This is a genomic window from Spirosoma aureum, assembly GCF_011604685.1.
GTDB lineage: Bacteria > Bacteroidota > Bacteroidia > Cytophagales > Spirosomataceae > Spirosoma > Spirosoma aureum.
Map to the genome: position 1 here is coordinate 1,935,196 of NZ_CP050063.1, position 13,797 is coordinate 1,948,992.

At 47.3% G+C, this 13,797-nt stretch carries 14 protein-coding genes; 5 read left to right on the top strand and 9 right to left on the bottom strand.

The window, feature by feature from the left end; translation table 11 throughout:
• Nucleotides 1–8: 8 nt before the first annotated feature.
• Both G8759_RS07815 and G8759_RS07820 read right to left on the bottom strand, forming a co-directional pair.
• Nucleotides 9–1,079 carry a M20/M25/M40 family metallo-hydrolase gene (locus G8759_RS07815; RefSeq protein WP_167218795.1) on the bottom strand — a complete coding sequence of 357 codons (1,071 nt, stop codon included), beginning with the start codon at nucleotides 1,077–1,079 and terminating at the stop codon, nucleotides 9–11.
• 149 nt (nucleotides 1,080–1,228) lie between these two features.
• The gene (locus G8759_RS07820) at nucleotides 1,229–1,867 is read right to left on the bottom strand and encodes a peptidoglycan DD-metalloendopeptidase family protein (RefSeq protein ID WP_167206739.1); all 639 of its coding nucleotides are present in this window, start codon (nucleotides 1,865–1,867) and stop codon (nucleotides 1,229–1,231) included.
• A 200-nt stretch (nucleotides 1,868–2,067) separates the two neighbouring features.
• Between G8759_RS07820 and G8759_RS07825 the strand changes: the two genes are divergently transcribed.
• Nucleotides 2,068–2,976, top strand: coding sequence for a Kelch repeat-containing protein (locus G8759_RS07825; protein ID WP_232074171.1), 909 nt, complete (start codon nucleotides 2,068–2,070; stop codon nucleotides 2,974–2,976).
• A gap of 98 nt (nucleotides 2,977–3,074) precedes the next feature.
• On the top strand, nucleotides 3,075–4,586 hold the full coding sequence (locus tag G8759_RS07830; RefSeq protein WP_167206741.1) for a peptide MFS transporter: 1,512 nt from the start codon (nucleotides 3,075–3,077) through the stop codon (nucleotides 4,584–4,586).
• A 14-nt stretch (nucleotides 4,587–4,600) separates the two neighbouring features.
• Here the strand turns inward: G8759_RS07830 and G8759_RS07835 are convergent, their stop codons facing one another.
• The 7 genes from G8759_RS07835 to G8759_RS07865 all read right to left on the bottom strand — a co-directional run bounded on the left by G8759_RS07835 (nucleotide 4,601) and on the right by G8759_RS07865 (nucleotide 11,050).
• On the bottom strand, nucleotides 4,601–4,936 hold the full coding sequence (locus G8759_RS07835; protein ID WP_167206742.1) for a translation initiation factor: 336 nt from the start codon (nucleotides 4,934–4,936) through the stop codon (nucleotides 4,601–4,603).
• A gap of 125 nt (nucleotides 4,937–5,061) precedes the next feature.
• Nucleotides 5,062–5,310 (bottom strand): hypothetical protein, encoded by a 249-nt coding sequence (locus tag G8759_RS07840; protein ID WP_167206743.1) that lies wholly within the window; start codon nucleotides 5,308–5,310, stop codon nucleotides 5,062–5,064.
• A gap of 11 nt (nucleotides 5,311–5,321) precedes the next feature.
• The gene (locus tag G8759_RS07845; protein ID WP_167206744.1) at nucleotides 5,322–6,104 is read right to left on the bottom strand and encodes a LytR/AlgR family response regulator transcription factor; all 783 of its coding nucleotides are present in this window, start codon (nucleotides 6,102–6,104) and stop codon (nucleotides 5,322–5,324) included.
• Nucleotides 6,105–6,116: 12 nt separating this feature from the next.
• The gene (locus G8759_RS07850) at nucleotides 6,117–7,595 is read right to left on the bottom strand and encodes a histidine kinase (protein ID WP_167206746.1); all 1,479 of its coding nucleotides are present in this window, start codon (nucleotides 7,593–7,595) and stop codon (nucleotides 6,117–6,119) included.
• A gap of 116 nt (nucleotides 7,596–7,711) precedes the next feature.
• Nucleotides 7,712–8,365: a hypothetical protein gene (locus G8759_RS07855; protein ID WP_167206748.1), complete on the bottom strand. Its 654-nt coding sequence runs from the start codon at nucleotides 8,363–8,365 to the stop codon at nucleotides 7,712–7,714.
• Nucleotides 8,366–8,392: 27 nt separating this feature from the next.
• Nucleotides 8,393–8,872, bottom strand: coding sequence for an SgcJ/EcaC family oxidoreductase (locus tag G8759_RS07860; protein WP_167206750.1), 480 nt, complete (start codon nucleotides 8,870–8,872; stop codon nucleotides 8,393–8,395).
• Nucleotides 8,873–8,890: 18 nt separating this feature from the next.
• Nucleotides 8,891–11,050, bottom strand: a complete 2,160-nt coding sequence (locus G8759_RS07865) for a TonB-dependent receptor (protein WP_167206752.1) — start codon at nucleotides 11,048–11,050, stop codon at nucleotides 8,891–8,893.
• On the opposite strand from G8759_RS07865, the gene G8759_RS07870 reads away from it, so the two are divergent.
• The 3 genes from G8759_RS07870 (at nucleotide 11,049) to G8759_RS07880 (ending at nucleotide 13,743) form a co-directional block, all read left to right on the top strand.
• Nucleotides 11,049–11,789 carry a GNAT family N-acetyltransferase gene (locus G8759_RS07870; protein ID WP_232074172.1) on the top strand — a complete coding sequence of 247 codons (741 nt, stop codon included), beginning with the start codon at nucleotides 11,049–11,051 and terminating at the stop codon, nucleotides 11,787–11,789. The two genes, G8759_RS07865 and G8759_RS07870, sit on opposite strands and share 2 nt — an antisense overlap.
• An 84-nt stretch (nucleotides 11,790–11,873) precedes the next feature.
• A complete protein-coding gene (cmk, locus tag G8759_RS07875) occupies nucleotides 11,874–12,587 on the top strand; it encodes a (d)CMP kinase (protein WP_167206754.1) in 714 nt (237 codons plus the stop codon).
• 100 nt (nucleotides 12,588–12,687) lie between these two features.
• On the top strand, nucleotides 12,688–13,743 hold the full coding sequence (locus tag G8759_RS07880; protein WP_167206756.1) for an NAD(P)/FAD-dependent oxidoreductase: 1,056 nt from the start codon (nucleotides 12,688–12,690) through the stop codon (nucleotides 13,741–13,743).
• Nucleotides 13,744–13,797: the final 54 nt, after the last annotated feature.

The window sequence follows — 13,797 nt, forward strand, 5'->3', positions numbered from 1 at the left end:
GATTGATTTTATTTGATATAGCGAAAATCTTCTCCACCTTTCAACGCCAATAATGTTTCATACATGAGTTTAATCACATTCTGAACATCGTCTTTGTGGACAGTTTCGACGGTTGTATGCATGTATTTTAACGGAAGTGAGATTAGCGCTGAGGCAATCCCTTCGGTAGCGTAGGCAAAGGCGTCGGTATCCGTTCCTGTCGAACGACTAACGGCCTGCCGCTGGAATGCAATGTTTTGCTGGTCGGCTACACCGATCATAAAATCAAGCACATTGTTTTGTACAGCCGGGCCATAACACAATACAGGACCATCGCCACATTTAAGGTCTCCCTGCTCTTTTTTGTCGTATCTCGGCGATTGCGTGTCGTGGGTCACATCGGTGCAGATAGCAAGATCGGGCCGGAGTCGACGGGCAATCATTTCGGCTCCGCGCAAACCGATTTCTTCCTGCACTGCATTGACCACATACAGCGTAAACGGCAGCGTTACGCTATTTTCTTTCAGGAGCCGGGCTACCTCAGCGATCATAAACCCGCCCATACGATTGTCCAGAGCGCGACCAACGAAATAGCGCTCGTTTAATTCCATCAGGCCATCAGAGAACGTACACACAGTACCGACGTGGACGCCCATATCCAATACTTCCTGTTTGGTTGCTGCACCGATGTCGATAAACAGATCCGTTACTTTGGGCGCAGTATCTTTGGCGAGGTCTCGGACGTGGATAGCGGGCCAGCCGAACACGCCTTCTACAACACCCTTTTTGGTATGTAGATGAACGCGCATAGAAGGAGCTATAACGGCATCGGAACCGCCATTTCGTCGGACAAACAGGTAGCCATCGTCAGAAATAAAGTTGACGAACCATGAAATCTCATCGGAGTGAGCCTCAATGACCACTTTATAGTCTTTTCCTGGCCCAATGACCCCTACTGCCGTGCCATAGGTATCCACAATATGCTCATCGATGTAAGGCTTGAGATAGTCCAGCCAAATCTGCTGCCCCGACGATTCAAAGCCAGTTGGCGAGGCATTATTAAGATACTGATACAGAAAGTTTTTACTGTGTTCGTTCATTGTGCGCTGAAAATAAGCCATTCATGGTTGGCTAAAGAGCCACCCCGAAATAGTGAATAAATGAAAATCAAATATAGGCTATTGCTTAACGTGCCAAACTTTAAGGCGCAAAAACTAATCAGCGGTACTGAGATTAGATAAAGAAATTTTTATAAACCCCGAATGCCCATCAGATCATTGGGATTCGGGCAGATCGCCAGAAACTTCGCGCGATCGCTTATTGAGCAAACGCCAGGAAAGTCACCCTCGTGGCCAAGCATATCGGTCATGAGTTGAAAATGGAGGTGTGGAGGCCAATCACCATTTTCGGGATAGGGGCCAATCTCACCGATTTTATCGTCTACGTCAATTTGCTTTCCCACATATAACCCACTCAGCGACGAACGCGTAAGATGGCCGTAGAGGCTGTAAAGTGGTTGCCCGCCAATCGTATGTTCCAGAATAATGGTTGGGCCGTAGTCGCCGAAGTTGGCATTGTCCTGAAAACTATGAACGATACCGGCTAAGGGGGCAAAGACGGGCGTTCCGGCTTCGGCCCAGAAGTCAATGCCTAGGTGAATCTCTCGAGGTTCTTCCTGCGTATTAAAGTGTTCGCTACGACGGTAAATGACACGATGTTCGTTATAACCACCAACGCCGACTTTAACACCTGCTTCCCGTAGTTTCCCAAAAATATAATCAGTAAAGAGGACCGTATCGGTTAAATCAAGCAGTGCCAGATCAGGGTTTGTGGCCGATAAGTCGAGTCGTAAATAGGGATCTTTCTGAAAATCGAAGGGAAGAAGCATACGCAATGAGTGACGCAAAAGGTAAGACTAATTCAAAAGTTAAGAATTCTTTCGTTAAAACTATTAAGAATTGGCAATCGTATACTTTACAATCCTACAGAAACGTTGGAGTACTCTAACCACAATAGAAAGCTATGAAACGCAGTAGTGCATCTGGAATTTTATGTGTTTTCATCAGTTTTTTACTGCATAGCTGTACCATGAATGATACGCCACCCCTTGCTGGAGGCTGGCATCCAAGGTCAGATCTTAGCGGAACAGCGCGAAATGCTGCTGTAACATTTACCCTTGGCGATCTGGCTTATGTCGGAACCGGGGCCAATACCGATAAAGACCCACTTGCCGACTTCTGGCAGTATGATCCGGCAAAAAATTCCTGGACACAAATTGCCGACTTCCCTGGGAAAGCCCGTAGTGAAGCGGTTGGTTTTACTATTGGTGATAAAGGCTACGTTGGAACAGGCCTTGATCGGATTACGGGCAATTTGCTAAAGGATTTTTATGCGTATGATGCGGCCACAAATAAGTGGACTCCGATAGCCGATTTTGGCGGGTCGGCCAGACGGTCGGCCATTGCGTTTACCGTAGATGGGATCGGTTTTGTCGGAACAGGATCTGACGGCGCCGAACAGAAAGACTTATGGGCCTACAATCCCGCGACAGATTCCTGGACGCGTAAAGCCGATTTTGGCGGCCGGGCACGGCTTGGTGCGGCAACTTTTGTTATTAACAACATCGCTTATCTTGGAACAGGAAGTACCAATAATGTGAACCAAAATGATTTCTGGGCGTATGATGCCTCTAAAGATGTCTGGAAAGAGCGTCGGAATTTTACCGGAACATCCATCGCCCGTTCCTACAGCGTTGGTTTTTCGATTAATAAAATCGGTTATCTCATAACAGGTGCCTGTACACAGCGTTCAGGCGATTACGACGTATGGGCGTATGACCCCACCGATGATTCATGGGATACCAAATCGTCGTTTGAAGGTACTGCCCGAACACGAGCTGTCGGCTTTGCTACCAGCTCCAAAGGCTATATAACGACGGGGTCAAGCGGTCAGACGCGTTTTAATGATTTATGGGAGTTTACGCCGGATGGTAACTAGGTAGCCTTGCTGGTTTCGGATGCTGAAGGTATATTTACAACTATTTTTTCGTTATTACAGGCATATTCTTCGGCAAACTGACCAATTAACCTAACTGCATGGAAGCTACTATTGAGAAGCCCGTTAATGAGGCCACGCTTTTCGGCCATCCAATGGGCCTTTTCGTCTTATTTTTTACCGAGATGTGGGAGCGGTTCAGCTACTATGGTATGCGAGCCATTCTGTTGCTGTTTCTAATTGATAATGTTCGGGGTGGGATGGGGTTGACCGAAGCTGATGGTGCCGCTATTTATGGCATTTATACCGCTTCTGTTTACCTGCTTTCGCTGCCTGGAGGCTGGATTGCCGACAACCTGCTGGGGCAGCGCAAATCGATTCTGTACGGTGGCATAGTCATTATGCTTGGCCATATCATATTAGCTATTCCATCGGGACCCGGATTGTTCTACGCCGGACTCTGCACGGTTGCCATTGGAACGGGATTACTGAAACCTAATATTAGCAGTCTTGTAGGCGAACTTTACCCTGAAGGCGGTGCTCGTAAAGACGCTGCCTTTTCTATTTTCTACATGGGTATCAATACCGGATCGTTGCTCGGTATTTCGATCGTAGGCTATCTGGGACAGAAAATTAGCTGGCACTATGGGTTCGGAGCCGCAGCTATAGCAATGGCCCTGGGGATCATTACTTTCCGGATGTTCGGCCAAAAATACCTCGGCGACCGGGGCCTCTATGTGGTACCAACAGCGGTTGGAGAGGAAAATTCATCGACGGGCAATCGTTCGCTATTGGTGTTTCTGGCTGTGTTGGTGGCAATTCTGGCCGGTTTGCAACTGGCCGGAGTAATCGATATGACAACCGCGCAGGGGCTGGCTCAGGCAATGGGCACGATTATTTCGCTCATCGCTGTAAGTTACTTTGTTTATATTCTGGCTGCGGGTGGGCTCGATAGTGTCGAGAAAAAGCGGGTTGTCGTTCTATTCGTGTTTTTTCTGGCATCGGCTTTATTCTGGGCGGGAAATGAACAACAAGGTTCATCACTGCAAATTTTTGCCGATCGCTATACCGACCTTAACCTGTTTGGGTGGCAGATGCCTTCGAGCTGGTTTCAAAATCTAAATCCTGCTTTTATCCTCATTTTTTCGCCGGTTCTGGCGGCCTTATGGGTTTTCCTGTTCAAGCGAAAGATTGATTTTGCCGTTCCTGCCAAATTCGCGACTAGTCTACTGCTGCTTGGATTAGCTTATGTTGTTATGGTAGTAGCCTCCCGGCTGGCGCTTAGTGGTACTGGCGTTCGTACATCGCCGTTCTTTCTGGCATTTACCTATCTGTTCTTTACCCTTGGCGAACTGTTTTTGAGCCCCGTCGGGTTGAGTGCCTTTTCCAAGTTATCCCCCAAACGGTACACGAGCCAGCTAATGGGCTTATGGTTCGTAGGTACGTCGCTGGGGAACCTGATCGCCGGCCTGTTTGCGGGCGGATTCGATGAGAAAAATGTGCACCAGATGCCCGAAATGTTCCAGAACGTTGCCTATTTCAGCCTGGGATTTGGCTTTCTGCTTTTGGTGCTTGTTAAGCCACTAAAGAAATGGATGGGCGGAATCGAATAGGTAGTAAAACGCCTTTATCCCCCTGCTTTTTTCGCTTTATAACCTTTACCAGTTAGCCACGCCAGCACTTTATCACGGTGGTCGCCCTGAATCAGAATTTCGTTGTCTTTCGTTGAACCGCCTGCACCACAGGCGGTTTTCAATTGTTTGCCGAGGTCTGCCAGATCGGCATCAGTGCCAATAAATCCGCGTATACTCGTTACGACCTTATTGCCGCCTAATTTCTCTAACCAGATTTTCAGACTTTGCTGGGCTGGGGCTACTGTTTCGGCTTCTGACTGATCGTCAGATTGGTAATCAAAGTCTGGGTTAGTTGAGTAAACAATACCACTGCGATTTTTCTTGCTCATAGGTTTCGCTGTTTCCTGCAAAAATAGGACTTTCGTTCAGAAGTGTGCCACGGTTTGTTTGCATATCACTAGTAACCGTGGCACGCTTCTGAACGAAAGTCCTAAAAATACAGGCTTTTTATTAGTTAGCGCGTTCGTCCCTGTGCCGTGCGTACGTTTGTATTCCCGCCATTCCTGGTACGCCACCACTTCCGGACGTGGTGCCCCAGCCATAGCCAGACCCCTGATAAAACGACGGCAGGGAGTATGACAAATTTGACGGCAAAAGCTGGCTCCGGTAGTGAGGCAACCGGCCCATAGATATAGCCAAGTACAGGAATGCTGGCCAGAATATGAAACCAGCGTATGATTTTACGTTCGGTAGCGGCTTTCATAACGTTGATTGTTAAAGTTCCAGCATCTGCCGCACAGCTTCGCCATAGGTACTGCCCGTTGTCAGTTTCGTACCTTTTTTATCGCTCATCGCCAGCAGGAATTTGCCATCGAAATGCTTGTGAATTTCGGCAATTTTATGCCGATTGACCATCACCGACCGGCTCACGCGGACAAATGTGTCGGGCAGTTTTTCGTTGAGTGTAGTCAGCGTATAAGTTGTCAGAAACTTCTGCCCGTCCATCGTAGCCAGAAAAACATATTTGTCTTCGGCTTCAAAAAAAGCAATGTCTGAAAGAGGAACCAGCCGGATTTTTTCGCCCGTTTTCACCGAGATTGAATAAATTTCTTTTTTCGGCTGCATCTGGGCCAAAAGCCGCATTAAATTGTCCGACATCGGGCTGCTGCCTAATTGTGAGGGATCGTTTCGTTCGACCAACGATCTGATTTTCTGCGCTGTACGAGCTAATCGATCTGCTTCAACGGGCTTTAGTAAATAATCGACCGAGTTTTCTTCAAATGCCCGAATCGCATACTGATCAAAGGCTGTGGCAAATACAACCAACGGCATCGCCGTGAGTCGCGAAAGCATTTCGAAGCCGTTGAGCAAGGGCATCTCGATGTCTAAAAAAATTACATCCGGGCGTTCTGCTTCGATCAATGTTAAACCTTCAGCCCCGTTCGGCGCGTCGCCTATTACCTCAAACGTATCATTGTATTTGACGAGAAGTCGGCGTAAACGGCTGATAGCCAGTGGCTCATCATCAATAAGTATGGTTTTGAGCGGGAATGTCATGGATTCGTGTGATTAGGCATCTGTATCGGGAATCACCAGCGAATAACCACTTCGAACTTTAGTCATAAGAATAGACAGGAGCACCTGCTTCAATGGCCAGTTCTGAAGTTCTACGCGGGCGTCGTCACCGTAGAGTAGTTTTAGTTTATCCTGAATGCTTCGTAAGCCATACCCACCGCTCATATCGTCGGAAAAAGCGGGGCCGTTATCGTGGACACAGAGGTGAAGCTCACCGTTTTTCTCATAAATACGGACGTCGATACGGCCTGCATCGGCGCGTTTCGCAATGCCATGCTTGATGGCATTTTCGACAATGGGCTGTAACAAAAACTGAGGCAGTTTCAGCTCATTCAGGGCCGGATCGGCCACTTCAACGCTAAACGTTAACCGATTTCCGAATCGCACTTGTTCAACCTGTAAGTAGGTTCGAACCATCTCCAGTTCGTCGGCCAGGGTAGAAAATAATTCGCCATTGCGGCTCGTCGAGTAACGAAACAGTTTTGACAGCAACAACGTCATTTCCTCAGCCTTGTCGGGATCTTCGTGAACCAGGCTGGCAATACTATTCAGGGCATTATACAGAAAATGCGGATTAATTTTAGCCTGTAAAGCATCCAGTTCAGCCCGTGTTTTTAATTTCTCCAGATTCAGAAGCTGAATTTCCTGCTCTGAGAGCTTCCGGGTCAACTGGCGCCCTTGCTGAAGAACATAAAGGAAGATGTTGGCGATGAGCAAATCACCTAATACATAGAAATACCAGGATGCTGTTTGCTCGACCCCGACGGGTCGTTTCGCTAATTCATCGATAAACGGTTTGCCCAGCAACATGTACAAAACCGAATTGATACTGAAGAAGCTAATTATTACCGCAACACTCACCAGTAGGTGTCTTAGCCAGATAGCTTTAAACTGACTCGTAAGCCAACCCGACATTGCCCACGTTAGCAGAAATACAGCAGCTCCATCGGTAACATTCTCGATGATCAGAAATCGATACAAGCCCGCTATCAGTGGATCTGTAGCGTTCAGAATCAGGTGAGTAAAGTAGATGATGGCATTGCAGCCATAGATCAGTAAGGCACCCAGAAAAGAGCCAATGAAGGTTCCCCAGCCGGGTTTCTGGAGTAATGTCGTTAACGTAATGGGTTCTGCTTTGATCTTCTCCGGGATGTATTTACTTCGCCCGGCAAAATTGAATGTGGCTCCTTCTACATTAGCGCCTGTCAGGTTCACATTCATCAACCCGCAGAAATTCAGGTTCGCTTCATACAAATCGGCATCCGTAAAGTCAGCCCCGCTGAGTTCCGAAAAGCTTAGATTCGCCTGTCGCAATATGGCTCCCCGAAAATTAGCTCTGGTGAGGTTCGAAAAACGAAGGTCAGCCTGTGTCAGGTCAATACCGCTAAAATCGAAATCGGCCAGGTCAGATGCCCGCATGTTAAGGCGCCTGCCATTTTTACCGATCGTGCCGATAAGTTGCTCGCGAGTCATTCGTTAGTTATTGATTTACAGTTTACGGTATCTGATCTAAAAGTTACTGGTGTATTGTTGTTGTAGATAGCTCTTCCGTTTACTATAAACCGAAAGCCATTGGCTAAATACTGATCTTATTTTGGGCATTTTGCCAATAATGGTTCTATTTGCTTCTGGCCCCACATGGGGGCTAAGTCGCTGGCTGGCTTAAAACTAGCAAATTTTTCGGTGGCCTGCTTTAATACCGGACAGGCTGCGGTGGGCCCACCACCATACTGCTCGGGGGTGTACATAAGCGAAGATCCTTCCAGTACGTACGTGCGTGGATTATTGGCATTCAGACCTTTCGCTTTCACTAAACCAGCCTGAAAAAGTGGCCCATACTGCTGCCAGCGACTCATCGGATCAACTACCATTCGCGCCTGAGCAATATACGCTTTCAAAACAGCTAATTCGTCGTTATCGGAGGAAATGGCCTCTGCCGCTTTCAGATTGACGTCGGCCTGATCGAGGAATTTATCTTTGGTCGCTTCGTCTTTGCCCGTAAAGCCTAAATAAACATAGTTCAGACCCGCATAGTAACGCGGCAACCACTCTTTAGGCTCCGCTCCGGCAATGCGTTCAAACTGATTCGCTGTTGCCAGTAAATCGGCGGCTGGCGTTTTTTCGGTATGCGTTTTCATCATGCCAATAGCTTCGTTCATCGCCTGCTTATATTGGTCAGATTGCGCCCATACCGGGCAGTGGGCGGTGAGAGCCGCAATGATGATGAGAATGATCGTTTTCATGAGATTGGTAATTTGACCTGTAGTTAATTACTTGCTTTTAAATGCCATAAGGAGCTGCTGGAATAAACCCGGTTTCTGCACACGACAGTTGTGAAACGCCCTGATTTTCCATTGGCCGTTTGCTTTGATCAAAATGATTGTCTGGATCGATAATCGATTCAAAGGGGGCTTCTTCTGGAAGCGTAGTTGAATCATTCCGGTTGAATGCATAAGGGCAATGTTATTACTCAAAAAGGCAATCGAAGGCGATTCGGGTCCTGCATGCATCGTAGAGCCTTTCAACGCCCAGGAGTTAAATAGCTCATTGTGAATCTGTTCGTTCGCTTGTCTGCCCTTGATATGTTGCCCCGCGAACGTGATGTAATCACAATCGTCGGTAAAATATTGACTAAACGCTCTGGCATCACCAGCATTCCAGGCCACTGCCAGTTGAGCAAAGACCTCGCGAATTGCAGCTTCATCGACAGCTACAACTGCTGGCCTGATTGAGGTTTGACTTGGTTCCATCAGCATATGGTTTCCTTCTTATAATTCGTTCACGTTTACCTTCGCTTTCTTCGAGAGCATGATCATACCACCGACGAAGAAACTCCGGTATGACTGTGGACCAACAGCATAGCGGGTCTTTGTATCGGGGGTGTAGCGATACGTAAACACATTGTGCGTATTGAGGATGTTATCTATTGAAGCATAGAGGACTACAAAATTTTTCCTGATGCTCGTAATATGACTGGCGCTGAAACTGAGGTTATTAACTATGGGCGTCCGGTCAGCAAGAAATACTTCGTTAGTAGGATTGAAGTAGGGTCTGCCACTACTGACCGTGTAGGTTAGCCCTATGTTCGTGCTGATCTTCTCGAAATACCGCTTCATAATCAGGCTTATGTTGTGATTAGAAATGAATGTCGGAGTAGCCTGAACTGTGTATTGCTGAAATAGCCGCCTGGAGTCTACGTAGCTGTAGGTAATCCAGTAATCGAGGCCCTTTATTGTTTTCTGATCGCGCCAGAAAACGTCGAACCCCTGCGCGTAACCATTACCCGTGTTGTTCGTAGCGCCGATCGGAAAACGATAGGGATTGGCGTCAAAAGGTTGACCCGTAAATTCACGAACTAATTGCGCGTAGTTTTTATAGAAAGTCTCAATCCGGAATGTGCGCTTGTTTTTAATGATCTGGTAGTTCAGAATTAAATGGTCGGCCCGTTCGAAATCCAGAGACGTATTGCGATAGAGATAGCGATAATCCGGCGTTTGATAGAATTGTCCATAAGCCATCGATACCTGGCTGAACATCCCTGTTTTGTAAGCCAGGGATAAGCGGGGAGCCAGGTTGAATCGGCTGAGTACCGACGAATATTCGCCCCTGATTCCTGCCTGTACGGCTAAATTGCGTCCCAGGTAAGTCTGCGACTCCATGAACACTGCGCCATAATTATCATGCAGAGCGTATTGGATTCCCTGTACTGAATTTTTTATTGTAATAGCGTGGGCTTCGGTACCAAACAGCAGCGAGTTGTTGCCGAAGAGCCGAGTCAGCACAAACCGGCCCTGTGCCCGTGCACTTGAACGCCCGAAATCCTGGGTATCGAACGTGGTTGCGTCTGTGTCATAGCTATACGATAAACCAGAATTGAGCAGCCAGCGGCCATTGGCCCAACTATCGGTATATGTACTGGTGGTAAAGAAGTTACGATTGTGCTGCTGAAGTGCTGTTTTGCCCGTTTCATTCGACGGATCGACGAAATGCATACCAAGCCTACTGTCGGAATACATGCCATAAAACTTGAACATTCCTGTTTTAGTAGGCTGTAGCCGATACGTTAAAGACGATCCGGCAAATTCGGGTATGTGCGTCCAGTCGATGTTTTGCCGAACCAGAGTGAAAAGAGGCTTGAGATTGCCATAATAACCCGTTGCAGATACCGACGATTTCTCCGTAGCATGGTCGTAGCTGATGCCTGCATTCGCCAGATTTAAACTTAGACTAACTCCTTCATTCTGGGTTTTATCGGTGGTATTGAGCAATAGGACTGATGAGAGTGCCTGACCGTACTGGGCTGAATATCCCCCTGTGCTAAAGGATGTTCCTTTAAACATGAAGGGTTGAAACCGCCCTCGTGACTGAACATCGGGCATCGAACTGAAATACGGATTCTGGACGATCATCCCATCGATTACTACTTTTGCTTCCTCTCCGGAGCCTCCCCGCACGAACAATCCCGTTTGTTCGCCAACCCGCTGCGTACCGGGCAACAGATTCATGGCAGCAGTGATGTCAGCGTTGGCTCCGGCAGTTGTTACAATATCCATTGGCTTAAGCATGGTCATCCGGCGTTCGTCGGACGCTTCAAATGAGCCCGCTGTGATGACAACCGTATTCAGATCGTTGGCTGCTTCGGTGAGCCGAATCGCAATGGGGGTAGGAAATCCCAGGGTTACTTTTTGGCTGAATGACTCATAACCGATGTAGGAAACCTGTAGGGTGGCCGTATCTTTTCGGGTGGTAGAAAAACGGAAGCTACCCGTACTGTCGGTATTAGCACCATCGTACGTACCACGCAGGAACACATTGGCACCTGGCAACGAATGTCCTTTCTGATCCGTTACGCGCCCTGCCAGTATGACCTGTGCCGAAGCCACAGACGTGGTGAGTTGCAGGGCGGAAATAACGTAAATTATTTTCATGACGATCCGGCGTTCTGGTGCTTCGGTTGCTGTTGGATGGACCAAAACTACCGTGCTCATCTGCCAGCACCCCACTTTTTCCGACGAACTCAGTAAAGCGGGGTGTGAAATCCCGCAGGATAAGGATAAATTTGGGTTAACATTTGGTGGAATACATAGTTACTTTCGTATAAAGACCCTCGCACCATTGACCACTACATTGATCACATTTCAACTTTCTCTTGGTCGACTTCGCCCCTGGCGTGAGGGCGATGAAGATTCGTTAGCCCGCCATGCCAGTAACCGTCGTATCTGGAATAACGTCCGGGATTTTTTTCCGTACCCCTACACGCCACGCGATGCCCATTCGTGGGTGCGATCCAATAAGTCATATCAACAGCCTAATAATCTGGCTATTGAGATTGATGGTCAGGCCGTAGGGAATATTGGATTTACGATTAAAGACGATATTTATCGCTATAATGCCGAGATTGGCTACTGGCTTAGTGAAGACTATTGGGGGCAGGGAATTATGAGCGAAGCCGTGCCGGTCATGACTGATTATATTTTTAAGAATTTTCAGGTCAATCGGATTTTTGCCTGTGTGCTGGATGGAAATGTAGGTTCGATGCGGGTGTTGGAAGCATCGGGGTATCGACACGAATCCGTACATCTTAAAGCCGCTGTCAAGAACAATCAATATCTGGACGAGCATATTTTTGCCATGTTACGTTCAGAATTTAGAGAGTTAAACCGATAGTCGATCAGATCTGTTGATTTGACTATCCCTCTAATTTGTGGTTATTTTGCTGAAATATTACCGCTTCGGCGGACCAAGCCTTTCATGCCGAAGATAGTGATTGCCATAGACGGATATTCCAGTTGCGGAAAAAGTACGACGGCTAAGGCCGTAGCCGCCAAAATGGGTTACGGTTACATCGACACGGGTGCTATGTATCGAGCTGTAACACTGTTCTTTCTTCAGGAACGGGTTTCGTTTTCCAATAAAAAAGAAATTGAAGCTGCTCTTGACCGTATTCATATTACATTCAAGCACAACGCTCGCACGGGTAAGAACGAAACCTGTTTGAACGGGCTGAATGTAGAGGAAGAAATTCGCAAGATGTACATTTCCAATCTGGTCAGTGAAGTGAGCGCCATTCCAGAAGTTCGTTGGGCAATGGTAGCCCAGCAGCAGAAGATGGGGCGTCGGCGAGGACTTGTTATGGATGGTCGGGATATCGGAACCAAAGTTTTTCCGAATGCGGAGATCAAAGTTTTCATGACCGCCGAAACGTATATTCGGGCTAAACGGCGTCAGCAGGAGTTGCTGGCAAAGGGTGAATTGGTCGGTCTGGAAGAAATTATTAAAAACATCGAAAAGCGGGATCTAATTGACACCACTCGCTCTGAAAGCCCGCTCGTCCAGGCACCTGATGCCATTTTGCTGGATACGTCGCACATGACTATTGAAGAGCAGGTCGATTGGGTTATTGAACTGGCAGACCGGCGGCTGGCCGAATTACATCGATTGAAATCGAAGAAAGTAATAGGATAATTAATTAGCCGATATCAGGACTATTAATTATTGAGTGATTATAACGGGCGTCCAAATGTCTTATCTGTCTGTTGCTGCACTTGCCAAATTTTAAACACGAATGACTGCCGATTTTTTGATTGTAGGGCAGGGGATAGCCGGGTCTGTGCTGGCCTGGATACTTGATCAACGCGGTTGTTCTGTATTACTGGCCGATGATCCTGGGCTTCCATCAGCCTCGGCGGTAGCAGCCGGAATTGTTAATCCGCTTACCGGCCGGAAATTGGTTCGAACCTGGAAAGCTGACGAGTTGTTCCCTTTCCTTCATCAGTTTTATTCTCAGATTGAACAGGAACTTGCTGTTCGATTCTTTCATCCTAAAAATATCTACCGCCCCTTTCGCTCACTGGCCGAGCAAACCGATTATCTCGCCATTATAGCTGAACCCGACATTCAATCGTATGTGTCAAAACTGGTTGATAATCAGTCCTATAGTCAGTATATAAATAACCCGTTCGGAGGTTTGGAAGTAACCCAGTCAGGATGGGTAGATTTAACTGAACTGACCAGAATTATAAAGGGCTATTTTATACGAAAAAATCAATACTATGAAGGTCGAGTTTCTTCTATTGATCTGATAATTAAGGATGAAAGTGTCGATTGGAAGGGCGTCAAAATAAATAAAGTCATATTTTGTGATGGCGTTCAGGCCCGCGAGAATTTGTTATTTGACTGGCTGCCGTATAATCCCGTGAAAGGACAAATTCTGACGGCGGTTGTCGATAATTATCCTATTACATCGATCGTGAATCAGGGTGTTTTTATTTTGCCAATTCGGAGCGGGTTGCTTCGGATTGGGGCTACTTACTCCTGGCATGACCTGGATTGGCAAACAACTGATGACGGGCGATCGTTTTTAGAGTCGAAAGTTCGCGCGGTTTTGAAGGTTCCTTATCAGGTCGTTGCACAACAGGCGGGTATTCGACCATCAACCAAAGATCGACGGCCGTTTGTGGGTATTCATCCGGAGTATCCGGCCATTGGTATTTTTGGGGGTATGGGCACAAAAGGGGTCTCACTTGCGCCCTATCTGGCTGAGCAATTTGCACGGCATTTATTAGATGGCGAAGAATTAGAGCCGGAAGCGAATATTAGCCGTTATGTTTCGTTATTATAGCGTTAATTAAGGCGTTCGATTTCAGGCCCTGAATAGAGAGCTTTTTGGGCTCCT

Excerpts from the sequence above, each read along its gene's own strand:
- G8759_RS07860 (WP_167206750.1), bottom strand. The coding sequence starts at position 8,872 with ATGGAACCAAGTCAAACCTCAATCAGGCCAGCAGTTGTAGCTGTCGAT.
- G8759_RS07850 (WP_167206746.1), bottom strand. The coding sequence starts at position 7,595 with ATGACTCGCGAGCAACTTATCGGCACGATCGGTAAAAATGGCAGGCGC.
- G8759_RS07820 (WP_167206739.1), bottom strand. The coding sequence starts at position 1,867 with ATGCTTCTTCCCTTCGATTTTCAGAAAGATCCCTATTTACGACTCGAC.
- G8759_RS07865 (WP_167206752.1), bottom strand. The coding sequence starts at position 11,050 with ATGAAAATAATTTACGTTATTTCCGCCCTGCAACTCACCACGTCTGTG.
- G8759_RS07825 (WP_232074171.1), top strand. The coding sequence starts at position 2,068 with ATGAATGATACGCCACCCCTTGCTGGAGGCTGGCATCCAAGGTCAGAT.
- G8759_RS07815 (WP_167218795.1), bottom strand. The coding sequence starts at position 1,079 with ATGAACGAACACAGTAAAAACTTTCTGTATCAGTATCTTAATAATGCC.
- G8759_RS07835 (WP_167206742.1), bottom strand. The coding sequence starts at position 4,936 with ATGAGCAAGAAAAATCGCAGTGGTATTGTTTACTCAACTAACCCAGAC.
- G8759_RS07845 (WP_167206744.1), bottom strand. The coding sequence starts at position 6,104 with ATGACATTCCCGCTCAAAACCATACTTATTGATGATGAGCCACTGGCT.
- G8759_RS07880 (WP_167206756.1), top strand. The coding sequence starts at position 12,688 with ATGACTGCCGATTTTTTGATTGTAGGGCAGGGGATAGCCGGGTCTGTG.
- G8759_RS07855 (WP_167206748.1), bottom strand. The coding sequence starts at position 8,365 with ATGAAAACGATCATTCTCATCATCATTGCGGCTCTCACCGCCCACTGC.
- G8759_RS07830 (WP_167206741.1), top strand. The coding sequence starts at position 3,075 with ATGGAAGCTACTATTGAGAAGCCCGTTAATGAGGCCACGCTTTTCGGC.
- cmk (WP_167206754.1), top strand. The coding sequence starts at position 11,874 with ATGCCGAAGATAGTGATTGCCATAGACGGATATTCCAGTTGCGGAAAA.
- G8759_RS07870 (WP_232074172.1), top strand. The coding sequence starts at position 11,049 with ATGACGATCCGGCGTTCTGGTGCTTCGGTTGCTGTTGGATGGACCAAA.
- G8759_RS07840 (WP_167206743.1), bottom strand. The coding sequence starts at position 5,310 with ATGAAAGCCGCTACCGAACGTAAAATCATACGCTGGTTTCATATTCTG.